This window comes from Burkholderia sp. BE12, assembly GCF_002959955.1.
Classification (GTDB): Bacteria; Pseudomonadota; Gammaproteobacteria; order Burkholderiales; family Burkholderiaceae; genus Burkholderia.
The window spans coordinates 15,313-42,258 of sequence record NZ_PREY01000005.1 but is presented as its reverse complement, the minus strand read 5'-3'; the positions used below and the strand labels follow the sequence as shown (position 1 = coordinate 42,258).

At 68.1% G+C, this 26,946-nt stretch carries 21 protein-coding genes; 6 read left to right on the top strand and 15 right to left on the bottom strand.

The window, feature by feature from the left end; genetic code table 11:
- Positions 1-562 precede the first annotated feature (562 nt).
- The gene (locus C4B30_RS06865) at positions 563-2,296 is read left to right on the top strand and encodes a S53 family peptidase (RefSeq protein ID WP_105132186.1); all 1,734 of its coding nucleotides are present in this window, start codon (positions 563-565) and stop codon (positions 2,294-2,296) included.
- A 110-nt stretch (positions 2,297-2,406) separates the two neighbouring features.
- On the opposite strand, the gene C4B30_RS06860 is transcribed toward C4B30_RS06865, so the two are convergent.
- The 5 genes from C4B30_RS06860 to C4B30_RS06840 form a co-directional block, all read right to left on the bottom strand.
- Entirely contained in the window at positions 2,407-3,825 is a 1,419-nt protein-coding gene (locus C4B30_RS06860; RefSeq protein ID WP_105132185.1) for an MFS transporter, read from the bottom strand.
- Between the two features lie 253 nt (positions 3,826-4,078).
- Positions 4,079-4,915 (bottom strand): ABC transporter permease, encoded by an 837-nt coding sequence (locus C4B30_RS06855; protein ID WP_027782591.1) that lies wholly within the window; start codon positions 4,913-4,915, stop codon positions 4,079-4,081.
- 37 nt (positions 4,916-4,952) lie between these two features.
- Entirely contained in the window at positions 4,953-6,209 is a 1,257-nt protein-coding gene (locus tag C4B30_RS06850) for an ABC transporter permease (RefSeq protein ID WP_199779061.1), read from the bottom strand.
- Between the two features lie 111 nt (positions 6,210-6,320).
- Positions 6,321-7,367, bottom strand: coding sequence for an ABC transporter substrate-binding protein (locus C4B30_RS06845; RefSeq protein WP_105132183.1), 1,047 nt, complete (start codon positions 7,365-7,367; stop codon positions 6,321-6,323).
- Between the two features lie 76 nt (positions 7,368-7,443).
- Positions 7,444-8,556, bottom strand: a complete 1,113-nt coding sequence (locus C4B30_RS06840) for an ABC transporter ATP-binding protein (protein ID WP_105132182.1) — start codon at positions 8,554-8,556, stop codon at positions 7,444-7,446.
- Between the two features lie 108 nt (positions 8,557-8,664).
- On the opposite strand from C4B30_RS06840, the gene pdxR reads away from it, so the two are divergent.
- Complete coding sequence (pdxR, locus tag C4B30_RS06835) at positions 8,665-10,188, top strand: MocR-like pyridoxine biosynthesis transcription factor PdxR (RefSeq protein ID WP_105132181.1); 1,524 nt, start codon at positions 8,665-8,667, stop codon at positions 10,186-10,188.
- A 27-nt stretch (positions 10,189-10,215) separates the two neighbouring features.
- Here pdxR and C4B30_RS06830 read toward each other — a convergent pair whose 3' ends face one another.
- The 5 genes from C4B30_RS06830 to C4B30_RS06810 all read right to left on the bottom strand — a co-directional run bounded on the left by C4B30_RS06830 (position 10,216) and on the right by C4B30_RS06810 (position 15,845).
- Entirely contained in the window at positions 10,216-11,250 is a 1,035-nt protein-coding gene (locus C4B30_RS06830; RefSeq protein WP_105132180.1) for a lipase secretion chaperone, read from the bottom strand.
- A 3-nt stretch (positions 11,251-11,253) separates the two neighbouring features.
- Positions 11,254-12,348, bottom strand: a complete 1,095-nt coding sequence (locus C4B30_RS06825) for a triacylglycerol lipase (protein ID WP_105132179.1) — start codon at positions 12,346-12,348, stop codon at positions 11,254-11,256.
- A 220-nt stretch (positions 12,349-12,568) separates the two neighbouring features.
- Positions 12,569-14,701, bottom strand: a complete 2,133-nt coding sequence (locus tag C4B30_RS06820) for a TonB-dependent copper receptor (protein ID WP_105132178.1) — start codon at positions 14,699-14,701, stop codon at positions 12,569-12,571.
- Positions 14,702-14,784: 83 nt separating this feature from the next.
- Positions 14,785-15,153: a DUF2946 domain-containing protein gene (locus tag C4B30_RS06815; RefSeq protein WP_105132177.1), complete on the bottom strand. Its 369-nt coding sequence runs from the start codon at positions 15,151-15,153 to the stop codon at positions 14,785-14,787.
- Positions 15,154-15,308: 155 nt separating this feature from the next.
- Positions 15,309-15,845 carry a cytochrome b gene (locus C4B30_RS06810; RefSeq protein ID WP_027782582.1) on the bottom strand — a complete coding sequence of 179 codons (537 nt, stop codon included), beginning with the start codon at positions 15,843-15,845 and terminating at the stop codon, positions 15,309-15,311.
- A 234-nt stretch (positions 15,846-16,079) separates the two neighbouring features.
- Here C4B30_RS06810 and C4B30_RS06805 point away from each other — a divergent pair, with 234 nt between their 5' ends.
- Positions 16,080-16,718 carry a Pr6Pr family membrane protein gene (locus C4B30_RS06805; RefSeq protein WP_027782581.1) on the top strand — a complete coding sequence of 213 codons (639 nt, stop codon included), beginning with the start codon at positions 16,080-16,082 and terminating at the stop codon, positions 16,716-16,718.
- A 66-nt stretch (positions 16,719-16,784) separates the two neighbouring features.
- Here the strand turns inward: C4B30_RS06805 and C4B30_RS06800 are convergent, their stop codons facing one another.
- The gene (locus tag C4B30_RS06800) at positions 16,785-17,519 is read right to left on the bottom strand and encodes a peptidoglycan DD-metalloendopeptidase family protein (protein ID WP_089501451.1); all 735 of its coding nucleotides are present in this window, start codon (positions 17,517-17,519) and stop codon (positions 16,785-16,787) included.
- Positions 17,520-17,940: 421 nt separating this feature from the next.
- On the opposite strand from C4B30_RS06800, the gene C4B30_RS06795 reads away from it, so the two are divergent.
- The gene (locus C4B30_RS06795) at positions 17,941-18,261 is read left to right on the top strand and encodes a hypothetical protein (RefSeq protein ID WP_027782579.1); all 321 of its coding nucleotides are present in this window, start codon (positions 17,941-17,943) and stop codon (positions 18,259-18,261) included.
- Between the two features lie 111 nt (positions 18,262-18,372).
- On the opposite strand, the gene C4B30_RS06790 is transcribed toward C4B30_RS06795, so the two are convergent.
- The 4 genes from C4B30_RS06790 to C4B30_RS06775 all read right to left on the bottom strand — a co-directional run bounded on the left by C4B30_RS06790 (position 18,373) and on the right by C4B30_RS06775 (position 21,968).
- Complete coding sequence (locus C4B30_RS06790; RefSeq protein ID WP_089501450.1) at positions 18,373-18,717, bottom strand: DUF4148 domain-containing protein; 345 nt, start codon at positions 18,715-18,717, stop codon at positions 18,373-18,375.
- A gap of 200 nt (positions 18,718-18,917) precedes the next feature.
- Positions 18,918-20,330, bottom strand: a complete 1,413-nt coding sequence (gndA, locus tag C4B30_RS06785) for an NADP-dependent phosphogluconate dehydrogenase (RefSeq protein ID WP_105132176.1) — start codon at positions 20,328-20,330, stop codon at positions 18,918-18,920.
- Positions 20,331-20,427: 97 nt separating this feature from the next.
- Entirely contained in the window at positions 20,428-21,069 is a 642-nt protein-coding gene (locus tag C4B30_RS06780) for a DUF938 domain-containing protein (RefSeq protein ID WP_105132175.1), read from the bottom strand.
- Positions 21,066-21,968 carry an NAD-dependent protein deacetylase gene (locus C4B30_RS06775; protein WP_442778452.1) on the bottom strand — a complete coding sequence of 301 codons (903 nt, stop codon included), beginning with the start codon at positions 21,966-21,968 and terminating at the stop codon, positions 21,066-21,068. The genes C4B30_RS06780 and C4B30_RS06775 overlap by 4 nt, the downstream gene beginning before the upstream one ends.
- Before the next feature lie 1,206 nt (positions 21,969-23,174).
- Here C4B30_RS06775 and C4B30_RS06770 point away from each other — a divergent pair.
- Entirely contained in the window at positions 23,175-24,134 is a 960-nt protein-coding gene (locus C4B30_RS06770) for an LLM class oxidoreductase (protein ID WP_105132173.1), read from the top strand.
- A gap of 332 nt (positions 24,135-24,466) precedes the next feature.
- Complete coding sequence (locus C4B30_RS06765; RefSeq protein WP_105132172.1) at positions 24,467-26,941, top strand: mechanosensitive ion channel family protein; 2,475 nt, start codon at positions 24,467-24,469, stop codon at positions 26,939-26,941.
- Positions 26,942-26,946 lie beyond the last annotated feature (5 nt).

Genomic DNA, 26,946 nt, shown 5'->3' with positions numbered 1-26,946 from the left:
TCGTTCATTCCTGCGCGCCTGGCGCGCACGTCGCACCGGCTCGCGCCGACGCCGGATTCGAGCATTTCCTCTAATCCACGACTGCGACACGCGATCCGAAAGCAGCCTGCAAGGCTGGCCGATGCGCTGTTCCACAGTTCGGGAAACGTTCGGGTTCGGCCGGCCCCATTCGTGTTCCTGCACGAATCCGTTCCTGACGAGTCGCTTCCAATGACCACATAGTGCGATACGGCGCGCAGCCATTGACACGCAAACGCCATGCATCCCCGCAGCACGCCCGTCCACGACCGCGCACGTTCCGATGCTGCAACGAACGACTCGTGCGTGTGCGCGACGTGCGTTGCCGCGCCGTCGCACCGCGAACCGGTTCCGCTCGCCGGCCCCGCCACGACCGGTGCGTACCGCGCCGCGCACGCACGCGTGCGCCCCCGTTGTCAGAACTGACAGCTATGGAAACTGGCAGCTACCCGTTCGGCACCGACGCCCTACGCTCGTCACCGCTCGCGGCCCCACAAGGGCCGGGGGTTCCAGTAACGTCGTCTCTCCTAAAAAAGGACTCCCGATGAAAAGGAACGCGTGGTTTGCCCTTTCCCTTCCGTCGCCCCGCCGCCTTGCGTGCGTGGCACCGCTCGTGTTCGCCGCCGCCGCGGCGCACGCGGCGACGGATTGGGTCGATACCCATACGAAGGCCTTTCTGACCGGCCCGCAGTTGATGGCGCGCAGCGCGGCGCCGTCGCTCGAACTCGCGGCCGGCGAGACGACCGACGTCGTCGTCAGCCTGAAGCTGCGCAACGCCGCCCAGCTCAAGCAACTGGCGCGCGACGTGAACCGGCCCGGCAGCGCGCATTACCGCCAGTACCTGACGCACGAGCAGTTCCTCGCGAACTACGCGCCGACCGAAGCGCAGGTGAAGTCGGTCGTCGACTATCTGCACAAGAGCGGCTTCGTGAACGTCGAAGTCGCGCCGAACCGGCTGCTGGTCTCCGCGCACGGCACGGCCGGCACGGTGAAGACCGCGTTCAACACGTCGCTCGTGCGCTTCCAGTACGCGGGCCGTTCGGGCTTCGCCAACACGTCGACCGCGCAGGTGCCGCGCGCACTCGGCGACGTCGTCGGCTCGGTGCTCGGGCTGCAGAGCGTCGCGCGTGCGCGGCCGATGCTGCGCATCGGCAACGTGGCGAAGCCGCAGGCGCTCGCCGCCGGCACGGCGACGGGCCACTATCCGAAGGAATTTCCGGGCCTCTACAACGCGACCGGCGTGCCGACCGCGGCCGGCGTGACCGTCGGCATCATCACGATCGGCGGCGTATCGCAGACGCTGCAGGACCTGAAGCAGTTCACGTCGAGCAACGGCTACGGCACGGTCACGACGCAGACCGTCAAGACCAACGGCACGGGCGGCAGCTACACCGACGACCAGGACGGCCAGGGCGAATGGGATCTCGACAGCCAGTCGATCGTCGGCTCGGCCGGCGGCCAGGTCGGCAAGCTGGTGTTCTACATGGCGGACCTCAACGCCGCCGGCAACACGGGCCTCACGCAGGCGTTCAACCGAGCGGTGTCGGACAACACCGCGAAGGTGATCAACGTCTCGCTCGGCTGGTGCGAAACCGATGCGAACGCGGACGGCACGATCGACGCCGAGGAGCAGATCTTCACGACGGCCGCGGCGCAGGGCCAGACCTTCTCGGTATCGTCGGGCGACGAAGGCGTGTACGAGTGCAACAACCGCGGCTACCCGGACGGCTCGAACTACACGGTATCGTGGCCGGCTTCGTCGCCGCACGTGCTCGCGATCGGCGGCACGACGCTCTACACGACGTCGGCCGGTGCGTTCTCGAACGAGACGGTGTGGAACGAAGGGCTCGATTCGAACGGCAAGCTGTGGGCGACGGGCGGCGGCGTCAGCACGATCCTGCCCGCGCCGTCGTGGCAGTCGGGCAGCAATCGCCAGTTGCCGGACGTCGCGTTCGACGCCGCGCAGAGCACGGGCGCGTACATCTACAACTACGGCCAGTTGCAGCAGATCGGCGGCACGAGCCTCGCCGCGCCGATCTTCACGGGCCTCTGGGCGCGGTTGCTCGCGGCGAACGGCACGGGCCTCGGCTTCCCGGCAGCCAATTTCTATGCGGACATTCCGTCGCATCCGTCGCTCGTGCGCTATGACGTCGTGTCGGGCAACAACGGCTATCAGGGGTACGGCTACACCGCCGGCACCGGCTGGGATCTGACGACCGGCTTCGGCAGCCTGAACATCGCGAACCTCAACCAGCTGATCAAGTCGGGCGGGTTCTGAGCGATGCATGAGGACCAGCGCGCGGCGATGGCTTGCCGCGCGCCGGTTCGTGAGTGACGTTCCCGTGATCGTCGTTGCGTCGTCAACGTGCGCCGCGTTCGCGCACGCCCCTACTCCGTCGCCCGCTCCTTCACGGGCTCCGACACGACCGGCGCGCCGGCCCGATGCGACGGCGCGAACAGCCGCAGCCCGCTCGCGACGCTCGCCGCGCCCGCGAAGCCCGCCCCGAGCATCAACGCAAGCGTCGGCCCGTGGCGCCCCGCGATTCCGAACGACAGCGCGACCAGCGCCGCGCCCGTCGCCTGCCCGATCAGCCGCGCGGTCGCGATGATCCCGCTCGCGCCGCCGCTGCGCTCGGGCGGCGCGCTCGACATCAGCGCTTTCAGGTTCGGCGACTGGAAGAAGCCGAAGCCCGCGCCGCACAGCATCATCCGCCAGCCGATGTCGACGACGCCCGGCGACACCGGCAGCGCGGCGAGCGACACCATGCCCGCACTCAGCAACGCCAGGCCGATCGCACCGAGCAGCCCGGGCGGATAACGATCCGACAGCCGCCCCGCGATCGGCGCGGCAAGCGCGACGATCGCCGACCACGGCGTCATCAGGAATCCCGTCTCGACCGCGCTGCGATGCAGGACGGTTTCGAAATAGAACGGCAGCGACACGAACGCAAGCCCCTGCGCGGCGAACGCGCACACGGCGGTCAGCGCCGACAGCGTGAACACGGGCCGGCGGAACAGGTCGACCGGCAGCATCGGCGCCGGATGCCCGGCCTGGCGGCGAATCAGCAACCAGCCGAACGCGAACGCCACCGCGGCCGCCGCGAACACGACCGTCAGCGGCCCGCGCTGCGCGAATTCGCCGAGCGCGAAGATCAGCGACGCGAACGTGATCACGTTGAACAGCGCGGCAACCGGATCGAACGCATGCTTGCCGCGCGCCGTCCGCGGCAGCGACGGAATCGCCACCGCGAGCGCGAACACGCCGAGCGGCACGTTCACCGCGAACAGCCATGGCCACGCGGCCACCGACAGGATCAGCGACGCGATCGTCGGCCCGACCGCGAACGACACGCCGACGACGAGCGCGTTGAAACCGACGCCGCGCCCGAGCCGGTGCGCGGGAAACAGGCCGCGGATCAGCGCGACGTTGACGCTCATGATCGCGCTCGCGCCGAAGCCCTGCACGATGCGCGCGGCCGTCAGCATCGGCAGCGTCGACGCGAGCGAACAACCGAGCGACGCCAGCGTGAACACCGCCAGCCCGGCGACATACACGCGCTTGTGGCCGACGATGTCGCCGAGCGACGCGAACGGCAGCAGCGTCGCGACCATCGCGAGCTGGTATGCGTTGATGATCCACACGGACGCGGCCGGCGACGCATGCAGGTCGGTCGCGATGGCGGGCAGCGCGGTGTTCGCGATCGCGGTGTCGAGCGTCGCGAGCGCGACGGCCAGCAGCACGGCGGACATCGCGCGCCAGTTGACGGCCGGCTCGTGCGCGCCGGCGGGGGAAGCGAGTTCGGACAAGATGGGCTCGGCTGACGAGCGACGCGCGGCGTCGCGGATTGAGCGGCGCGGCACCGCATCCTCCGTGCAACGGCAACGGGACGCGCGGCACCGCGAGCCGTATTGTTGCAGAGCCGCATCGAACGTGCAGGCGGCCGCCCCGTCGGTCAGCCAAACGAAAGCTTCGTCATGCCGTGTCGGGTGCACGGCATCGTTGAAGACGCAACGATCGGCGGCCTCGCGGCCTGGCGAACGGTCCGGCCGGCGCCGCTATTTACGACACCGCACGCCGCGCATTGCGGCCGCGCAGCCATTCGAGGGCGAGCAGCAGGCTCGTCGAGAAGACGATCAGAATCGTGGCGAGCGCGGCGATCGTCGGGCTGATGTTCTCGCGGATGCCCGTGAACATCTGGCGCGGCAGCGTCGTCTGGTCCGCGCCCGCGAGGAACAGCGTGACGACCACTTCGTCGAACGACGTCGCGAACGCGAACAGCGCGCCCGACATCACGCCCGGCGCGATCACCGGCAGCGTCACGCGGAAGAACGTCGTGACCGGATTCGCGCCGAGCGACAGACTCGCGCGCACGAGGTTCTGGTTGAAGCCCTGCAGCGTCGCGGCCACCGTCGTCACGACGAACGGCACGCCGAGCGCCGCGTGCGCGGCGATCAGCCCCGTGTAGGTGTTCGCGAGCCCGAGCGGCGCGAAGAACAGGTACATGCCGACGCCGACCACGACGACGGGCACGATCATCGGCGACAGCAGCACGGCCATCAGCAGCCCCTTGCCACGGAAATCGGCCTTCGTCAGGCCGATGGCCGCGAGCGTGCCGAGCACGGTCGCGACGACGGTCGCCGACGGCGCGACGATGAAGCTGTTCTTCGCGGCCATCCGCCACTCGTCCGATGCGATCAGGTTCTCGTACCAGCGTGTGGAGAAGCCCGGAATCGGATAGACGAGGAATGTGCTCGACGAAAACGACAGCGGCACGATCGCGAGCACCGGCAGGATCAGGTACAGCAGCGTCAGCACGACGAGCACGCGCAACGCGACGTACCACGCGCGCTCGACGAACGACATGTGCGGCGCGAACAGCGGCCTGGCGAGTTTCATGGTCGGCATCCCCTTCCCGTTTCCCTGTGCCCGGCGCTCAGCCGAGGCTCACGTTGGTGCGCGTGAAGCGCCCGTACACCGCGTACAGCACGAGCGTCGCCGCGAGCAGCAGCCCGCCGAGCGCACATGCCATGCCCCAGTTGATCGTCACGTTCGTGAAGTACGCGACGTAGTAGCTGACCATCTGGTCGTTCGGCCCGCCGAGCAGCGCGGGCGTGATGTAGTAGCCGATCGCGAGGATGAACACGAGCAGCGCGCCCGCGCCGACGCCCGGATAGGTCTGCGGCACGTACACGCGCCAGAACGCGGCGAACGGATGGCTGCCGAGCGACACGGCCGCGCGCTGGTAGGTCGGCGGAATCGACTTCATCACGCTGTAGAGCGGCAGGATCATGAACGGCAGCAGGATGTGCGTCATCGAGATGTACACGCCGACGCGATTGAACAGCAGCGTCAGCGGATGCGAGATCAGCCCGCTGCCGATCAGCGCCGTGTTGATGAGCCCTTCGCTCTGCAGCAGCACGATCCATGCGGCGACGCGCACGAGCACCGAGGTCCAGAACGGAATCAGCACGAGGATCATCACGAGGTTCGCGCGTCGTTCCGACAGCGTCGAGATCCAGTATGCAAGCGGATAACCGAGCAGCAGCGCGAACAGCGTGACGGCGATGCCGATCACGAACGTGCGCCCGAAGATCGCGAGGTAGATCGACTGGTCGGGATCGGCCTGCACGATGCGGCCGAAGCCGTCCTGCTTGTAATCGAGCGCCGCGAGCAGGTAGAACGGCGACACCTGGCTGCCGTTCTTCGCGATCGACTGCCAGTATGCGATCTCGCCCCAGCGCGCATCGAGGTCGATGAATTTCGCGCGCGTCTGCGCAGGCGTGAGCGCCGCGTCGCCGTCGCCCTTCAGCGGCATCGCGCGCGCCGTCTTCGCGACGAGCGAGCGATAGCCGGGAATCTCGGTGTTCAGGCGCCGTGCGAGCGCGCCCATCGCCTCGCTGTCGGCCACCTTCGTCATGTCGGCCGCGAGCGCGGCATACGCGGCGTCCGCCGGCGGCGTCTTGCGGTCCCAGCCCGACAACGCGGCGACCGTGTTCGGCAATGCGGTCGCGATCTCCGGGTTCTGCACCGCGCGCGTGAGCAGCGTGCCGATCGGCACGACGAAAATCAGCAGCAGGAAAATCGCGAGCGGCGCCACCAGCAGCAGCGCCATCGTGCGCTTGCGGGCCTCGGCGGCCTTCAGCTCGCGCTTGAGCGCGGCGGCCGACGGCGGGGAAGGCGCGATCGTCATGGTATTCAACGGTTCTCTCCGGCCGGGCACGTTCCGGCGGAATGCCGCGCGACACGATCGACGCGTCGCGCGGCCGGTTGCATCACGACACCCGTGAGGATGCCTGACCGGTTACTTCGTTGCCCACGCGGCGAAGCGCTGTTCGAGCTCGTCGCTGTGGTCGGTCCAGAAGCCGATGTCCTCCAGTACCGCGTTCTTGCCGTTGGCCGGCGAGTTCGGCAGGTTCGCGAGCGTTTTCGCGTCGAGCGACTTGATCGCGGCGACGTTCGTCGGGCCGTACGCGATGTGCTGCGCATACGCCTGCTGCGGCTTCGGCGTCAGCGTGTACGCGATGTACTGCTCGGCGAGCGCCTTGTTCGGCGAACCCTTCGGAATCGCCCAGTAGTCGAGGTCGTAGATGCTGCCGTTCCACACGACCTTCAGGTTCTTGCCTTCCTTCTGCGCGGCGTCGATGCGGCCGTTGTACGCGGTCGACATCACGACGTCGCCGGCGACGAGGAACTGCGGCGGCTGCGCACCCGCTTCCCACCACTGGATGTACGGCTTCAGCTCGTCGAGCTTCTTGAACGCGCGATCCTGGCCGGCCTTCGTGCCGAGCACCTTGTAGACGTCCTTCGTCGCGACGCCGTCGGCCATCAGCGCGAATTCGAGGTTATAGCGCGCGCCCTTGCGCATCCCGCGCTTGCCGGGGAATTTCTTCACGTTCCAGAAATCGGCCCAGCCGGTCGGCGCCGACTTCAGCTTGTCCGCGTTGTACGACAGCGCCGTCGACCATACGAAGAAGCCGACGCCGCACACCTGCGGCGACTCCGGAATCAGGTCGGATTTCTTCGCGATCTTCGACCAGTCGAGCTTCTCGTACAGCCCTTCGTCGCAGCCGCGGTTCAGGTCGCCCGATTCGACTTCGACCACGTCCCAGTTGACGTGCTTCGCCTCGACCATCGCCTTCACCTTCGCCTGCTCGCCGTTGTATTCGACGGCCGTGACCTTGTTGCCGGTCGCCTTCTCGAACGGCTGGTTGAACGCGGCCTTCTGCGCGTCGCCGTTCGCGCCGCCGAAGTTGATGACCGTGAGCTCGGCAGCCGCGGCCGATGCGCCAAACGCGACCAGTGCCAGCGCGAGCGCCGTGCGGCGCGCGGTAAAGCTTGCTCGTTTCATGATGGTTCCTCTCCTCTCGTGGTGGAAGTGGGCTTTGTTGTTGACGACGTGCTGCGGAAAACCGGGGAAACCATGCTCACGCGAACACGCGCAGGTGTTCGGGCGAGAATGCAAGCGAGACCGGCGCGCCGGGCGAGAACGCGTCGAGCGCGCCGGTGCCGAGCGGCACCTTCACGAAGCATTCGTCCTGGCCAGGCAGCGCGCAGCGCATGCGCACGTGATCGCCGAAATAGATGAGGCTGCGTGCCTCGCCGCTCACGCAATTGGCGGCGGCGCCATTCGCGCCATTCACACCATTCACGCCGTGTGCCGCGAGGCTCATGCGTTCGGGGCGGATGCACGCGACGGCCGACGCGCCCTCGGCGGCTTCGCCGATATGGCGGCCGACGAGCTTCGTGCCGTCGTCGAGCCGGAATTCGCAGAATTCGCCGTCGACGCGCGCGATGGTGCCGCGCAGCCGGTTGCTGTCGCCGATGAAGTTCGCGACGAATTCGTTGCACGGCGATTCGTACAGGCGATCGACGGTGTCGAGCTGCTGCACGATGCCCTTGTCGAACACGGCGACGCGATCGGACATCGTCAACGCCTCGCCCTGGTCGTGCGTCACGTACACGAAGGTCACGCCGAGCTTTTCGTGCAGCGCCTTCAGTTCGTACTGCATGTGTTCGCGCAGCTGCTTGTCGAGAGCGCCGAGCGGCTCGTCCATCAGCACCAGCTTCGGCTCGAACACGAGCGCGCGCGCCAGCGCGATGCGCTGCTGCTGGCCGCCCGACAGTTGCGCCGGATAGCGTTTCGCGAAGCGCTCCATCTGCACCATCTTCAGCGCATGCGCGACGCGCTCCGTGCGCTCGGCGGCGGGCAGCTTGCGCACGGTCAGCGGATACGCGACGTTCTGCTCGACCGTCAGGTGCGGAAACAGCGCGTAGTTCTGGAACACCATGCCGATGTTGCGCTTGTGCGGCGGCACGGTGTTCAGCAGCTCGCCGTCGAGGCGAATCTCGCCGCCGGTCGGGAATTCGAAACCGGCGAGCATCATCAGGCAGGTCGTCTTGCCCGAGCCCGACGGCCCGAGCAGCGTCAGGAATTCCCCACGGTGGATATCGAGGTCGAGCGATTTGACGACCAGCGTCTCGCCGTCGTAGGTCTTCCGCACGCCGCGAAAGCTGACGATCACATCATCGGACTTCATCGTGGCTGTCCCCTTGCTTCGCGACAATTGATTTTGAGATGCGAGCCACTATACGGCGCGCACGGTTCTACAATAGGGAACCATTTCAATATTCCAAGTAGGACCACTTTGGATACCGTGATCGTCGCCGACTGGCTCTCCGCCCGCATCGACCGCAGTTCGCCCGAACCGATGTACCGGCAGCTGCTGCAACTGATGCAGCAGGCCATCCTGACCGGAGAATTGGGGCCGGGAACAAAGCTGCCGAGTTCGCGCACGCTCGCGGGCGACCTGTCGATCGCGCGCAATACGGTCCTCCACGTGTACGACCAGCTGACGGCCGAAGGTTACGTGCTGACGACGACCGGCAGCGGCACCTACGTGGCCGACACGCGGCCGGACGCCGCCGCGATCCGCGTGCCGGGCGCCGCGCCGCCGCCGTCGGCCACGGACGAACCGCCGCCGCCCAACGCGCAGGGCAGCCTGTCGATGCGCGGGCGGCAGCTGATCGAGCATGCGGGCGTCTCGCGGCGCCAGTGGGGTGCGTTCATGCCGGGCGTGCCGGACGTGTCGGAATTCCCCAGCCGCACGTGGAGCCGCCTGCAGGCGCGGCTGTGGAAGGAGGCCAATCCGGAACTGCTGACCTATGCGCCGGGCGGCGGCTACCGGCCGCTGCGGCGGGCGCTCGCCGATTACCTGCGCGTCGCGCGCTCGGTCAAATGCTCGCCGGACCAGGTGATCATCACGACGGGCATCCACCAGTCGATCGATCTCGCGGTGCGGCTGCTGTCCGACATCGGCGATCGCGCGTGGGTCGAGGAACCGTGCTACTGGGGCGTGCGCAGCGTCTTGCAGGCAACCGGCCTCACGCTCGCGCCGGTGCCGGTCGACCAGGAAGGGCTCGACCCGAGCGCGAGCGACATGCAGCATCCGCCGCGGCTCGTGCTCGTCACGCCGTCGCATCAGTACCCGCTCGGGATGGTGATGAGTCTCGCGCGGCGCCGCATGCTGCTCGAATATGCGCGCCAGCACCGCTGCTGGATCATCGAGGACGACTACGACAGCGAATTCCGCTACGGCAGCCGCCCGCTCGCGTCGCTGCAGGGCCTCGACGACGGCGGCCGCGTGATCTACGTCGGCAGCCTCGGCAAGATGCTGTTCCCGGGGCTGCGGATGGGCTACATGGTCGTGCCCGAGCATCTTGTGGACACCTTCCGCACCGGGCTGTCGGAGCTGTACCGCGAAGGCCAGTTGATGCAGCAGGCCGTGCTCGCCGAATTCATCATGGACGGCCACCTCACTTCGCACGTCAGACGAATGCGCACGCTGTACGGCGAGCGCCGGCAACTGATGATCGACGCGATCCGCGCGCGCTTCGGCGACGCGCTGCCGGTGATGGGCGACGAGGCCGGCCTGCATCTGGTGCTCGGCCTGCCCGACGCGTGCGACGATCGCGCGGTCACGCAGAGCGCATTCGACGCCGGTGTCATCGTGCGCCCGCTCACCAGCTACTACAGCAACCTCGATACCGCTCGGCAGGGCCTGCTGCTCGGCTATGCATGCGTCGCGCACGAAGGCATCCGGCCCGCGTTCGACACGCTCGCCGATACCATCGAGCACCATCTGCCGCGGGACATCACGCGCGCGGCATAGGGTTGGTCATACGCGGCGGCGCCCGGTTCACTGCATGCCGCCGGCGCCGCGATCGAGCGACGCCGCGCGCACGGCTTCGCCGGGCTTCGTGAACACACGCTGCCGCAGCGCCGCGATCCGTGCGTCGCGCTCCTGCGGCGATAGACCGGCCGATTCGATCTGCGCACGCTGGGCCGCATAATCCGCGTAACGGCCCTGCCACGACGCATCGTCCTGCTGCATCTGCGCGACGCGCGCCGCCGCCTCGGGGCCAAGCGTCTGCGTCAGTTGCGCGCGCATCGCATCGGGCGTCGCGCCGCTCTTCTGCAATTGCGCGATCTGGTCGATCGCGGCGCGCTGCCGCTCCACGCGCTGCTGCGCCGCGCGTTCGTCGGCCGGCATCTGCTGTTCGAGCGCCGCGAGCCGCTCGGCCTTCTGCGCATCCGTCAGTGAGCGATCCTGAACGATCCTCAACCGTGCGAGGTCGTGGCGCTGCCGCCACTGCTCCGCACCGAAGAACGGCTGGCTCCAGTCGCCGAGCGTGCGATACGCGATCGACGCGCGCTGATCCAGCGCCACCTGCAACGCGCCCAGATCCGACTTGTCGACTGCTCCGGCATCGCGCAATGTCGCGAGCGCGTCGAGATACGCGCGATACCGGTGCCACACGTCGAGCGCCTCGGCCTGCGCGACCGTGCCCTCGAGCTGCGCCGCGATCTCGCGTACGACGAACGCATCGAGCGCGGCCGCGCTCAGGTCGCTCCGCGCGCTCAGGCAATAGTCGAAGAAGTCGCGCACCGCGCGCGACTTCGCGAGATGGCCGCCCGCATCGAGCGGCAACCGCGGCGCGCTGGAGCCGGCGAGCGACGGCGGGAGGCCCGCACTCGCCGGCACGGTGGGCTGCGGCGCGGCGGCCGCCACGCCGCCCACCGCGGCCGCATCCGACACGCCGCCGCCGGCACCCGTGCCGCGATGCGATCCCGCACCGCCCCACATCGCGACGCCGGCAATCGCAGCCAGCCCCACGACACCATAGATCGCCACGCGCCGCGCCAGCGGCGCGCGCCTTTCACGTGCCGCCATCGATTACACGCCCGCGAGCTTCAACCGGTTCGCATGCGTGCGGATCACCGCGACCGGATCTTCCGCATACGCGCCGCGCACGCCGAGCAACTGGTTGATCTCGTCGAGATGGTTCCACTTGTAGCTCGTGCTCAGCACCTTGCCGTACAGCGCGCTGCACTTCGACACGAGCCCGTCGTTCTGGCCCGAGGCGCGGTTGATCATCACCGTGCCCGTGCCATACAGCGCGAGCGTCGACAGGTCGAGCGCGTTCGCCGGATCGACGAGCGGAAGCGTGCTCGTGTCCGTCGCTCCCGTCACGCCGAGCACGGAAAGCGTCGGCTGGATCGCCGTGCCGGCCCACGAATACAGCAGATGCGTGTTGCCGCCGACGGTTTCCGTCGGCGCGCCGGTCTGGCAACTTCCGGGCGCGCCGAGGCCCGCGCTCGGATAGTTCTGGTTGTAGGCGGCGGCCTGCGCGGTCGTCAGCGTCTTCAACGACGCGAGGGCGTCCTGGTTCGTGTTGTGGCTGCTGCTCGTCAGGATCCCGAATACATTGACGAATGCGGCGATCACCGTCGACGACAACCCGGTCGGATCGTACGCGAGCACACTCTGCACGAAGTCGGCGAACTCGGAGCCGCGATGCGGCGTGCCGATCGTCGTCACCGACGCGACGAGATCGGGGGCGACGGCCGCGACATAGCGCGACGTCAATCCGCCCTGGCTGTGACCGACGAGATTGACCTTGGTCGCGCCGGTCGCGGCGAGCACCGTCTTCACGTAAGCCAGCAACTGTTCGCCGCGCCCATTGGGGCCATCGTCGCTCTGGAAGCCCGACAGGTTCGCGACGTAGACGGTCGCGCCATGCTGCTCCAGATCTTCCTGGATGCCGTACCAGTACTCGAGTACGCCCACATACTTGTCGGTGCCGGTCAGCCCGTGCACGAGAATGATCGGATAGCGCGTCGTCGCATAGTCGTCGACGGGCGCGGTTGCCGCCATCGCCGTGCGCGTCGTCGCGAGCGTCGTCAGCGCGGCCGTCCCCGCGAACGGCGCGACGCTCATCGCGCATGCCACTGCCCCTGCCATTACCCTGGAACGTATCGATCTGGCCATGCATGTTCTCCTGATTATTGTGCTGCCGGTGCGAATGACACCGGATCGACACGCACGCCGCATCGCGCGCACCGCGTGTGTCGAATGCGGGAGTGAAGCACGACTCGCCAACGTTTGCTCCCCGACTAGATACGGTTCTCTAATCGGTTGACGCGCACCGCCCTTCGGGCGGTGCGGCGTTCACGCCTGCGCATGCTGCGACGCACATGCGCGATGCGCGCTACAGCTTCGCGCTCACGCGCACCCACGCGGTACGCCCCGGCTCCATCACCGGCGCGTTCGCCGGATAGCCGAAGCCCGCGTTGCCGGCGAGGTTCAGATGCTCGGTGTAGGCCTTGTTGAGCACGTTATCGACGCCGACCGAGATCTGCACGGTCTTGCCGACGTTGTACTGCGTATGCAGCGACAGCACGCCGAATCCGGCGCTCGAGCCGAAGTCCTTGCCGACCACGTTGCCCTCATTCGGTGCATAGCGATGCTGCGGCGCAACGATGCGCCACAGGCCGCCTGCCGACCATGCGCCGCGCGTGTATTCGAGCCCGATGCGCGCCTCGAGCGGCGGCATCTGCGGCAGCGGATCGCCGCTCGCCACGTTGCGCCCCCACGCATACGCGAGCGACGTCTCGACGCGCAGCGGCGCGACCGGCCGCCACGACACGCCGGCTTCGCCGCCCATGATCTGCGCGTTGACGTTGGTTGCCTGCGTGGTCGGCCCCATCATGCCGGCCGCATAGTTGAACAGGATGAAGTCCTGTACGTAGCCCGCGTACGCCGACACCCAGGCATCGAACCGGTCGCTCTTGTATTGCGCGCCGATATCGAGCTGGGTGGTCTTCTCCGGCTGCACCGCCGAGAACGCATTGACCGAACCGGCCGGCCCGCGCGTCGCGGAGAACAGTTCCCAGTAGTCCGGATAACGCTCCGCGTGGCCGATCCCCACATACCACGTGACGGGCAGCGACGCGAGATCGCGCTCGTAGCGCACGAAGCCGCTCGGCAGCACCTTCGTCCGATCGTCGTCGAAGGTCGGGTTCGGCCTGCTCGTCATCATGCCGCGCTTCATCGCGCGCTTGTCGCGTGCGCTCGCATAATCGACGCGCGCGCCGCCGATCACGCGCGATACGTCGCTCGCATACCACGTCAGCTCGCCGAACACGCCCGCGTTCCACATCGTCGCCTGCGCATCCCACGGCTGGTCGCCGTAGTTCTGCCAGCCCATCGCGGAGCGCGAATCGAGCCGGTTCGATTGCGCGTCGACACCCGTGACGAACTTGAAGTCGTCGCCGAAGCGCAACGTCGCGGCCGCACGCGCGCCGAGCGTGCGGCGTCGCACGTCCGCGGCCATCCGCATCGGCATGCTGCTCGTCGGGTCGGGCTGCCGCAACGTATGGTTGTCCATCACGTGATCGGCTTCGTTGTAGTACACGCGCGCCTCGATCCGGTCGAGCACGTCGCCGAGATGCCGCTTGTCGAACGACAGGCCGAACGTCTCTCGGCGGAAATGCGCGCCGTCCATCCCGCGGCCCGCGTAGCGCGCATAACCGTCGCCGGTGCCGGCGGCCAGCTCGACGCGCGTATGGTCGTCGGGCGTCCAGCCGAGCGCCGCATCGGCGTTCCACTTGTCCCACTGCGACGGCACCGTGTTGCCGTTGCCGTCCTTGTAGTCCTGCGAATGCGCGTGGTTCGCGCTCACGCGGCCATAGACGTCCGGCATGCCGGCGCTCAGGTCGATGTTCTGGTCGTTGCGGCCGAACGACCCGCCGACGAGACTGCCGTCGAAGCGCATGCCGGGGCGCTCGAAACGCGGCGTCACGCGCTCGAACAGCACGGTGCCGGCCGACGCGCCCGGGCCATACAACACGGTCTGCGGCCCCTTCACGACGGTGACCTTGTCATAGCTTTCCGGCGCGATATACGACGTCGGCGCGTCCATCCGGTTCGGGCACGCGCCGAGCGTCGGCATCCCGTTCGCCAGGATGTTCAGCCGTGACCCGAACATCCCGCGCAGCACGGGGTCGCCGTTCGTGCCGCCGCTGCGGATCGACGTGAAGCCGGGGATCGTCTTCAGGTAATCGGCGCCGTCGCTGGCGGGCAGCGGCTGGCGCGGCGCCTTCGGATCCGTGACGACGACGAGCGGCGTCGACAGCGGCGATGCGACGACTTCGACGGGCGGCAGAAGCACGCCGGCGTCGTTCGCCGTCGCACCGGCCGCGTGCGCGGTTTCGGCTGCGGCAGCGCTCGCGGCCAGCGCGCCGACGGCCAGCGCGGGAACGGTAAGTTTCAGCATGCGCGGCAGCGGCCGCACACCGGTAGTGCGTGACGCACACGGCGCACGCAACTGGAAATTGATCATGATCGAAAGCCCGAGTGACGCCCTCCACGCGGCCTCGACGGGCCGCACGGATATCGGCGGAAGTAGGAACGGCGGGAAACGCGTCAGGCGCGCTCGGGCGGTGCGCGCGGATAGGCGCGCGGATAGCGGTCGCTGCGCGCCGCGGCGGCAGGCGACGCGGCGGCGAAAACGGAAACGACTGGCATGGCGCCGACCGATGCGGCGGCAGGCGCGCCGATGGCCGGGCTATGAGCGAAGAAGCCGCAGTAGCCGCATGCGTCGAGATGCAGCGCACGATCGTGCATGCCGCCCGCATCGGACGAACGATGCGCACCATGCTCGGTACCGCAGACGATCGCGTCGGGCGTGGCCGCATGCGCGATACGCCACTGCGACACCAGCGGCGCCGCGATCGCGATCCAGATCGCGAGCAGGCCAAGCCAGGCAGTCAGGTGACGATGTCGGTGCAACATGTACGGCGACGAGTAAGCGAAATGTAAAGGCAGCCGCGATGTTACCGAATGTTCGACGTGGTGACCAGTGCGCATGACGGTAAACGAAGCGGGGGCGCATGGTTGTCAACACAACCATGCGCCCCCGCGTGCCGCGCGCTCCGGAAACGGGACGATCAGGGCGCCATGCGCCGCAGCACGTCGTCGCGCCGGATGAAGTGATGGTAGAGCGCGGCCAGCGCATGCAGGCCGATCACGAAATAGAACGCGTTGCCGATCAGCTCGTGCGCTTCCTTGATCGTCGGCCGCAGTGCCTTGTCGGGGCCGAACAGCGTGAACGACACGCCGAGCCAGTCGAGCGACACCGGCTTGCCGCCCATGTTGATCATCATGATGCCGAGCAGCGGCTGCGCGATGATGAACACGTAGAGCGCGACATGCGCGAGCTTCGACAGCCAGCGCAGCAGCGTCGCCTGCGGAATGGCTTCCGGCACGCGGCTGACGACTCGCCACAGCACGCGCAGCACCGACAGCACGAGGACGAACGTACCGGCCGTCAGATGCACGTTCATCCAGAACGCACGGCTGTCGCTGCCTTTCGGCCCGCGAATCTCGATGGCCAGGTAGGCCAGCGCGACCAGCAGGAAGATGGCCCAGTGGAAGAAGATCGCGGGCGAGCTGTAGCGCGTCTGTTTCGCGAGGATGTTTCTCATGCTTGGTCTCGTGTTGTATTCGGGGAGGGCGCCAGTTGCGATCGGCCTGCGCCAGTCAACGCCGTGACGATTGTAGCCGCACGGGCGTCCGGTTTTGCACGGCCCGATCAAATATCCGACGAATCGTCAACGCGCGCCGCGCGCGCCGTACAAGACCGCCCTATGGAAAATCCGCATCGCGCGCGCGAGCGGCTGTGGCACGATGAAGCTTTGGTGCGACGGCGCGCGGGCATCATGAGCAAAGCGTTCTTCGTTGCGGCCTATCGGCTGATCGCCGCGTTGCTCGCGGTGTCCACCACGCTGCACAGCATCGCCGACTACTGGCGCCTGCCGAACTTCCATCTCGGCAACTACCTCAGCTACTTCACGCAACTGAGCAGCCTCTACGCGGCCGCGATGCTGGCCGCGGGGCTGTGGCGCCTCGCGCGCCCCGGCTCGGCCCGCTACGAATCGATGCGCGGCGCGGCGGTGCTGTACGTGCTGATCACCGCGATCGTCTACGAGCTCCTGCTCGCGCGGCTCGATGCGCTGCGCCACGTCACGCCTGCGTTCAACAACTGGGTACTGCACCGGATCGTGCCGCTCGTGATGCTGTGCGACTGGCTCTATGTCGAACCGCGCTCGCCGATTCCGCGCCGCAGCGCGTTCGCGTGGCTCGGCTTTCCGGTCGTCTATCTCGGCTATACGCTCGTGCGCGGCGCGGTGGAGAACTGGTATCCCTACCCGTTCGTCGATCCGCGGCCGCACGGCTACCTGCCCGTCGCGATCCAGTGTTCGCTGATCGCGCTCGGCGCGGCGGCGCTCGCATTGGGCATTTGCTGGCTCGGCAATCGTGCGAGACAGTCCGGCGGCGCGATGCTCAAGGAAGGATGAAGACGGAAAAGGTGAAAAAGGCGGGAACGTGTGCGCCACCCGGCGCACACGTGGCGATGCCGGCGATCAGCCGCCGTTGCGCGGCAGGAAGTTCATCGGATCGACGACCTTGCCGTTCTGACGGACTTCGAACTCGAACGTCGAACGACCGCTCGCGTCGGTGCCCATTTCGGCGACCGGCTGCCCCTGGCGCACCGCGTCGCCTTCGTTGACGAGCAGCTTGCCGTTGTGCCCGTAGGCCGTGATGAGCCCGTTGTCGTGCTTCAGGATCACGAGCGGACCATACGCCTTGACGCCGGAGCCGGCGTACACCACGCGCCCGTTTGCCGCGGCCCGCACCGAATGGTCGGGCCCGGATGCGACGATCACGACGCCGCGCGTCTTGCCGGCCGAGAACGGTGTCGCGACGACACCCGTGGCCGGCCATGCGAGCGAGCCCGGCTGGGCGGCCGCCGCGGGCGGCTGCCCGTACGAGGTCGCGGCCGGCGGCGGCGCGACCCGCAGCACCTGCCCCGGCGACACCGCGTCGGTGGGCGACATGTGGTTCCAGCTGGCCACGTCCTGCACGCGCTGCCCGTAGGCGTTCGCGATGCCCGCCAGCGTATCGCCCGGGTTCACGCGGTAATAGCCGGCAATCACGCCCGGCGTCGCAGCCGACGTGGGCGCCGATTGGCGCGTGGGTTGCCAGCTGTCGGTCCACGGCGTCATCGTGCAGCCCGTGAGCGCGATGGCCGCGGCAACGAGCGCCGCCTGCGGCAGCCAGCGCGTGAGCGCGTCGTGGATGGGAATAGTTTCTCTCAAGGGTCCTCCCGGATTTGCGTCGTTGCGCCGCCCACCGCCCCCCGGCACGCGACGCACGATGTCCGGCCGAACGGCCGGCTCAACCAGTATCCGACCGCTTTCGCGGCCATCGGTTTCCACAGCGGAACGTCGGCGCGAACGAGCTCACCGGCCCCTTTTTCGCGTCGTCCCGACCGGCAAAGATACCATTTGTCGCGCTCGAGGCCCCGACAGTTGGCTGATCCGGAAACAATCTTGCGGCGTCGCACGCGCGCCAGTGGGCCGCGAGCCGTGCCAGGCGGGCCGTCCGGCGGGCGCTCGGGGGGTTTCCCGGGCGCCGTCGCCCTCGCCGCCCGTATCGGCCCCGTCATATTCTCCGCTTCGATCGCCGCCTATACTCGGTGATGCGCAACGCGATCCAACGACAACGAGGAGCACGACAATGAATAACGCGACGTTTCTCTCCGTGCAGCTCGACGCCGACGATTTCGCCGATTCCAGCGGTCTGGTCGAATTGCTCAACCGGCACCTGGTGTTCGCGACCGACGTCGCCGAAGCGGCCGATGCGCTCGTCCAGCTGGCAAGCGTCACGCATCTGACCGGCGCCACGCGCCACAGCGTGGAGCTGCCGGTCCTCGCGATCGAACGGTTGCGCGACGCACTCGATACGCTGAGCGGTTACGACGAAACGTGGCTGCAGGTGCTGGAACCGGCCGAAGCGCTGTTCCGCGATATCGGGCGCGGCAGGCGTCCGCTGCACTGAACGCCGGCGCATCGCGCGCCGCCAATGAAAACAGCCCGTCGTACCGCTATGCGGTGCGACGGGCTGTCGTATTACAGGGGGTCGGATGCGGTCGCCAGCGCGGCCGTACCATTAACGACCCTTGTAGACCGGTGCGCCATCCGCGATGCGCTTGACTTGCCAGCCGGCCTTGGCGGCAGCCGGTACGCCCGATTCCTGGCCTGCGGCCGGTTGCGCACCGTAGCCGGTCGTGTCGGCAGCGGCGACGTTCTGTTGCGGGTTCACGCGGGCTTCGGCAGCCTGGATGCCTTCCGGGTAGTTGGTCCGATCGCTGCCCAGCTTGTAGCCGGCCTGTTGCAGCTGGGCCAGTTCGGCCTTCACCTGTGCACGGGTGACGGGCGCGTTCTGTTGGGCGAACGAGACGGCGGGGACGGCGAGGACAGCAGCAGCAGCGAACGTTGCGATCAGCGATTTCATGATTACCTCCGGGATTTTTTTGCTCCGCCGCACACACCATGTCTGCAGCGATGGAACAGAGTTTAGTCCCGACAACACCTAGGGAAAACCATGAAAGAACGAAAACACTGTTTCCCGGGAGCCAACAATGTCGGCATCCGGGATAGAAAAACCCTATTCAAAGAATAGATTTTCGCAACAATGCCGCCGCCGCCAGCCGGTTACGACCAGTTCGCGTGGAAGCTGCCCGGCTTGTCGGTGCGCTCGAACGTATGCGCGCCGAAGAAGTCGCGCTGCGCCTGCACGAGGTTCGCCGGCAGCCGCTCGGAACGGTAGCTGTCGAAGTACGCGACCGCCGATGCGAACGCCGGGACCGGCACGCCGGCCTTCACCGCGGCCACCACGACGTCGCGCAGCGACGTCTGGTAGTTCGCGGCGATGTCCTTGAAGTACGGGTCGAGCAGCAGGTTCGCGAGCGCCGGATCCTTCGCATACGCGTCGGTGATCTTCTGCAGGAAGCGCGCGCGGATGATGCAGCCCGCGCGGAAGATCTTCGCGATCGTCCCGAGATCGAGGTTCCAGCCGTATTCTTCCGACGCCGTGCGCAGTTGCGCGAAGCCCTGCGCGTACGAGATCACCTTGCTCAGGTACAGCGCGCGGCGCACCGCTTCGACGAACGCGGCACGATCGCCGTCGAACGGCGCGGCGGCCGGGCCCGACAGGATCTTGCTGGCCGCGACGCGCTCGGTCTTCAGCGACGACAGGACGCGCGCGAACACCGACTCGGTGATGAGCGGCAGCGGTACGCCGAGATCCAGCGCATTCTGGCTCGTCCACTTGCCGGTGCCCTTCTGCGCGGCGCGATCGAGGATCACGTCGACGAGATGCTTGCCGGTCTCTTCATCCTTCTTGCCGAAGATCTTCGACGTGATCTCGATCAGGTAGCTGTCGAGCTCGCCCTGGTTCCATTCGGTGTACACCGCGCCGAGTTCGTCGTTGGTCAGGCCCGCGACGTCCTTCAGCACCGAGTAGCTTTCGGCGATCAGCTGCATGTCGCCGTATTCGATGCCGTTGTGGACCATCTTCACGTAGTGGCCCGCCCCGTCCGGCCCCATGTACGCGACGCACGGCTCGCCGTCGGACGGCGCCTTCGCGGCGATCTGCTTCAGGATCGGCTCGACGAGGTCGTACGCGTCGCGCTGGCCGCCGGGCATGATCGACGGGCCGCGCAGCGCGCCCTCTTCGCCGCCCGACACGCCGGTGCCGATGAAGTGCAGGCCCGACTGCGCGAGTTCCTGGTTGCGGCGGATCGTGTCGGTGAAGTGCGTATTGCCGCCGTCGATCAGCACGTCGCCCTTCTCGAGCAGCGGCTTGAGCGAGGCGATCGTCGCATCGGTCGCTTCCCCGGCCTTCACCATCATCAGGATCCGGCGCGGCGTTTCGAGCGACGCGACGAATTCTTCGAGCGTATAGGTCGGCACCAGATTGCGGCCGGGGAATTCGGCGATCAGTTCGTCGGTTTTCTCGCGGCTGCGGTTGAACACAGACACCGCGTAACCGCGGCTCTCGATATTGAGTGCGAGATTGCGGCCCATCACCGCGAGCCCGATCACACCGATTGCTTGTTTGCCCATTAGTCAATTCTCCGGAAAAAACGGGGCGCGACCCGAGCCGGGCCGCGCGCACAGGCGAAAGGATAGTGGAAACCCGGCGGCGTTGCGCGCTTGCGTGTCATTGCTCCGCGTGCGGCAGGCGCCGGAATACGACGCTCAGGTTGTTCGCCGGCATCTCGACGACCTCGATGCAGTCGAGCCCGCGATCGAGGCCGAGCGCGACCACGGTCTCGAGATCGCGCACGCCCCACGACGGGTCGCGGCTGCGCAACTGCCGGTCGAAGGCTTCGTTCGATGGCGCCGTATGCCGGCCTTCGCGACGGTAAGGACCGTACAGGAACAGCACGCCGCCCGGCCGCAGCACGCGCGACGCGCCCGCGAACAGCGCGTCGGTACAGGCCCACCGCGAGATATGAATCATGTTGATGCAGACGATCGCGTCGAGCGCCGCGACCGGCCATGGCGTGTCGCGCACGTCGAACGCGAGCGGCCCGGCAACGTTCGCGAGGCCCGCATGCGCGACCCACGCGGCGATCGAACGCCGCGCCTGCGCATCGGGATCGCTCGGCTGCCAGCGCAGGCCCGGCAACGCCTGCGCGAAGTGGACGACGTGCTGCCCGGTGCCGCTCGCGATTTCGAGCACGCTGCCGCTCGCCGGCAGCACGCGACGCAGCACGTCGAGGATCGGCCCGCGATTGCGTTCGGCCGCCGGCGCCGACAGCCGCGCGGACGGATCGGGGGAAGAAGCGGCGCCGGTCACGATGCATGCTCCTTCGCTTCGCTGTTGCGCCCGAGCCCCAGCCGCGCCACGAGTGCGTCGAGCGCGGGTGCGCAGCGCGCCTCGACCTTCAGCGTCAGCATCGGGTCGGCGCGCGTATGGCCGAGATTGAGTGCGGCAACCGGCTTGTGCTGCGCCTGTGCCCACACGCAGAAGCGATAGCCGGAATACACCATCAGCGACGAGCCGACGACGAGCAGCGCGTCGGCCGCCTCGAGCGCCTGCGACGCCAGCGCCACGCGCTCGCGCGGCACGTTCTCGCCGAAGAACACGACCGCCGGCTTCAGCAGGCCGCCGCACGCGGGGCACGCCGGGATGCGGAACGTATCGAGCGCGGCCCATTCGAGATGCGCGTCGCCGTCCGCGGCTGGCTCGGCCTGCGCGCCCAGCAGTTCGGGATTGTCGGCTTCAAGCACGGCCTGGATCGCGGCCCGCGCGTGATGCGCGCCGCATTCGAGGCAGGTCACGCCGTTGATGCCGCCGTGCAGCTCGATCACGTCGCCGCTGCCCGCGCGCTGATGCAGGCCGTCGACGTTCTGCGTGACGAGGCGCTCGATCCGGCCCGCGCCGCCGAGCCGCGCCAGCGCGACGTGAGACCCGTTCGGCCGCGCGCGGCCGACGACCGGCCAGCCGATCATGCTGCGCGCCCAGTAGCGGCGCCGTGCGGCATCGGAGCCGAGGAATTCCTGAAGCTGAATCGGCGGCGAGCGCATCCATTGGCCATTGCGGTCGCGGTAACCGGGAATGCCGGAATCGGTGCTGATGCCCGCGCCGGTCAGCACGAGCAGGCGAGGATGACGCTCGACGAACGTCTGCAGCGCATCGAGCTCGGCAGGACCAACGTCGGCGAAAGGGGAATCGGGCAAGGCTTTATCGTTCATGTTGGCAACGTGATCGGTCGCGCCGGCAAGCCGTGCGCCCGCACGGGCGGCCAGGCACGCCAGCACATGATACAGAACGCCGTGCGATCGGGCGCGCCGCGGTGACGGCACGCCGGCGCGCGCAAAAAGACGCCCGTCGCCGCTCGGCGACGGGCGCTTCAACAATTGATCCATCGGGGTAGTGGATCAACTGACAGCACAATATTGCGACGTCCGTCATGCCGCGATCGACGGACGCTCCCCGGACTCCGCGTGTTCCGGCGCTGCCGTGCCCATCGGCGCGTTACCGGCTTCCCGACCCGATCCTGATCGCCGCGCCCGTCACGCCGGCGCAATGCGCGGCGTGCAAACGCATTCGCCGCGCGACGACGTGCGTTGCGCCAAGGCATGACGATTCCGGGATTCGGGCCGGGCCATCCGCCTGCGTTCGCGGTTCATCCCCGACGGCCGACCGGCACCGGTCGGACTCGTGCGTCACGCATGCACGCCGTCGTTCAGAACGGACCCGATTGCTCGGATGGAACGGAAAGCCACTCGCTCACGTCGCCGCAATCCACGGCGAGGCGACTACCCTGGGAGGTCGGCGATTCATGTTTGCAACACGACGCGTTGCGTTTCGGTCTTTTTTCATTCTCTTGTCCCCGTCTTCGATACGTCCGACCCACTGAAGCGATTGCCGAGCCGACTGCACCCGCGATCGCACTCACGGCCCATACAACCATGCAAGGAGCGCACCATGCCTCATGCCGCAAGGCCTCGCGGGGCCAGGCCAGCCCGCGGGCAGGCATCGCGCCCCGTCAAAAAGCGCGAACGTTTCGAAACTGAAACGCACCGCCGGCATCGTCGCGTCGTTGCTGCAGGGTGCATGCCGGTCACGTTACAAGCGCCCCACATCCAGCGCTCGCCCGCCGTCGGACGCGAGCGGCCGGCCTCGCCGCTTCCCGCGACTCGCCACCGACCAGCCGGAACCGGCACTCGCCGCATGCCCGACACGAAGCAGCGGCTGGATATCGACTCCCGCCCGCCGGTCTACGGCACCGGTCGCGACAACCGCGCGGCGTCACGCCCGGGAATCGTGCTGCGGCGCGCCCCCACGGGTGCGGGTAGCGCGACGCTTGGCCGTCCCGCTCGGGCATCGCACAAACACGCTAGCATTCGGACACGAAGCGCCGCACGTTCCCGCTGCCTCGCGTCCAAGGATTCGCCATGACCCCACCCATTCCCGCCCGCCCCGACGTCGCGCAGCGTGTCTTCTCGGCCGGGCGGCTGTCGATCGGCCTCACGCTTCCGCTGCTTCGCAGCGGCCGCATCGTCGCGGACTTCAACGAACAGCTCGAACTCGCGGCGCTGGCCGATTCGCTCGGCTTTCGCGCACTGTGGATTCGCGACGTGCCGCTGAACAGCGCCGACTATCCCGACCCGGTCGGCCACCTCGACCCGTGGGTCCTGCTCGGCGCGCTGGCGTCGCGCACCCGCGGGATCGCGCTCGCCAGCGGCGCGATCGTGCTGCCGCTGCGTCATCCGCTGCATATCGCGAAAGGCGCGCTGTCGGTCGCGACGCTGTCGGGCGGGCGCTTCATCCTCGGGCTCGGCTCCGGCGACCGGCCGCCCGAATACGCGGCGTTCGGCGTCGATGCGGAAACCCGGCGCGACCGCTATCGCGCGCACTGGGACGTCGTCGCGGCCGCGCTCGGCGTGCCATCGCGCGTGCTGCCCGACCAGGCGCCGCCCGATGCGCCCGAATTCACGCTGCTGCCGCGCGACGGCGGCGCGGTGCCGATGCTTGCGGTCGGCTCGGGCGGACAGAGCGTCGACTGGATCGCACGGCATTCGATCGGCTGGATGACGTATCACCGCGATCCGGATACGCAGCGCGCCCGTTATTCGATGTGGCGCGCGGCGGTCGACCGGCTCGCGTCGCCGGAATTTCGCGCATTCGGCGTATCGATGCGGCTCGACCTTGCCGCGCATGCCGATACGCCCGCCACCGCGCTGCCGCTCGGTTATGCAACCGGGCGCCGCGCATTGGTCGACATCCTGCATGAGATGCGTGCGGCGGGGACGCACCATGTCACGCTGAACCCCGGATCGGACCGGCCCGTGCGCGACGTCATCGAAGAAATCGCCGAGCATGTCTTGCCGGTATTTCACGACGAGCAAGCGTGATTCATCAGGAATCCATATGGTGCGGTGCAAGGGTCGATCGCGGCCGGACGAACGCTCACGCAGCGGCGCATCGCCGATCGGCACCGGCGAACACGCGTTACAGATACCTTACGACGAGGCGAGCAGCACGTTCGCGGCGATATCGGACGTCCGGCAGCCCGTATCCGGCACATGGGTGCGCGCATGCCGTGCCAAGGCCCGCGCCGCCTCGTTCATGCTCGATTCGAATAGTGGTCGACGGAACTATTCGGTGCCGATCGCGATCATGTTAACTTCCGTCCATCATTCAGCCTCGCGGGCCGCGTGACGAGACGCACCCGCATGCCTACCCCATGCGACATATCCTCCTCGGCTGGCTACTCGCCGCAGTCGTCTCGGCCGCCCACGCGGCCGCTCCTGCTCCGGCCGCCGCGTCGGCCGCCTCCCCCGCCGCGCCCGCACTGACGCCACAAGAAGCGCGGCAGGCCCTGAACGTGCTGGAAAACCCGCGCGAACGCGCGCAGGTCGAAACGACGCTGCGCGCCATCGCGGCCGTCGGCGCGTTGAGCGCGCCCGCCGTGCCGGCAAGCGCGGCGGCGGCGGCCAGCGGCGCATCGGCTGCCGCGGCGCCGGGCGCGCTCGCGTCGAACGGGCTCGCGTCGATGCTCGTTCGCCAGGGATCGCGCTGGGCTGCCCAGATCGGCAACGCGCTGCAGGAATCGCTGCGCTCGCTGCTCGATATCGGTTCGGTGGGACGCTGGTGGCACGACACGCTCGTGCGCGCCGACCAGCGTGCGGATCTGACTCACACGCTCGGGATCCTCCTCGCGGTGCTCCTGCCTGCGCTCGTCGTCGAATGGCTCGCGAAGCGGCTGCTGCGACGCGCGCTGGCTACGGTGGCCGCGCGCCGCGCCGACACGTCGCGCGACACCGCGCCCGATTCCGCCGCATCGGACGCGGACCACGCGCCGCCGCCCGATACTTCCACGCCGCCCGCCACCGCGGCCGCAGCCGCGGAGACAGCGGACACCGCCCCCTCGTCGTCGCCGAGCCGAGGCCACGCACGCCGACACACCACGCTGCTGCATCGGATGCCGCGCGCGCTCGTCAGTCTCGCGCTGCGCGCGGTGCCGCTGCTCGTGTTCGTCGGCATCGCGAGCCTGACGATGTCGTTGCTCGTCGAAGCAGGCACGCCGATCGAAGCCGCGCTCGAAGCATTGATCGACACCTACGTGATTTGCCGGCTCGTCACGATCGTCAGCCGGCTGTTCTTCCAGCCCGAGGCGCGGCAGTTGCGACTGCTGCACATCAGCGACGCATGGGCCGAGTTCGCGCAACGCTCGATCGCGCGAATCGTGATCGTGGTCGGCGCCTGCACGGCGGCCGTCGAGGTCGCCGCGAACTTCGGCCTGACCGAAGCCGGCCATGTCGCGCTGCTGAAGGCCGTCGCGCTCGTCGGGCACGTGATGGTTTCGGTGCTGATCCTGCAGTGTCGCCGCCCGGTCGCGGCACGGATCCGTGCCGCCGGCGCGGATCGTCCGACCTTCATGGTCGTCGGCAACGCGCTCGCGGACGCGTGGGCGCCCGTCTCGGTCTTCATCGTGATGGCACTGTGGTTCGTGTGGGCGCTCGACGTCCACAACGGCTACCGCGTGCTGATCACGCTCGGCGGCCGCTCGATCGCCGTGATGATCGCGATGCGGATGGTGTCGATCGTCGTGTTCGGCGCGCTCGCGCGGCTGTTCCAGCGCCGCGAGGACGACCGCACGCTCGTTCATCTGCACGCGTACCGCTACTACCCGCTGTTGCGCCGGATCGTGTCGGGCGCGATCGGCATCGTGACCGTCTTGCTGTTGTTGCAGATCTGGGGCGTGCCGATCTTCCGCGCATTCGAGACGGGCACGATCGGCCACCGGCTCGCGTCCGCGCTGGTGACGATCGCGATCGCGGCGATCGTCGCGCTCGTCGTGTGGGAAGCGGCCAACATCGCGATCGAGCGCCGCCTGCAAGGCTGGACGCGCGAAGGCAACCTCGTGCGGGCCGCGCGGCTGCGCACGCTACTGCCGATGCTGCGCTCGCTGCTGTTCGTGATGATCGCGCTCGTCGTCGTGCTGACGGGCCTCAGCGAACTCGGCGTGAACGTCGGCCCGCTGCTGGCCGGCGCCAGCATCTTCGGCGTCGCGCTCGGTTTCGGCTCGCAGAAGCTCGTGCAGGACTTCATCACTGGGATCTTCCTGCTGATGGAAAACGCGATGCAGGTCGGCGACTGGGTCACGCTCGCCGGCGTGTCGGGGACGGTCGAATACCTGTCGATCCGCACCGTGCGGTTGCGCGCGGGCGACGGGTCGCTGTACACGATCCCGTTCAGCTCGGTGACGACCGTCAACAACACGAATCGCGGGCTCGGCAACGCGGCGGTCAAGGTCAGCATCGCGTACGGCGAGGACATCGACCGCGCGATCGCGACGCTGAAGGAAATCGGCGCCGCGTTGCGCGACGATCCGAAGTACCACGACGGCATTCTGTCGGACTTCAGCTACTGGGGCATCGACCAGGTCGACGGCGCGGCGCTCGCGCTGTCCGGACAAATGCAGTGCACGGACTCGGCGCGCTGGAGCGTGCAGCGCGAATTCAACCGGCGGATCGCGCAGACGTTCCGCGAACGCGGAATCCGGATCGCCAATCCGCAGCGCAGCCTCGTGGCCTATGCGGACGGATCGCAGCCTGTCGGCGACGATGAAAACGACCGGAGCCCCGACACGCGGAACGCCGCCGATACGGCAGCCCGGCCGCCGTCGCCCGACGGAGCGCAGCGCAAGCCGGGTTGATCGGC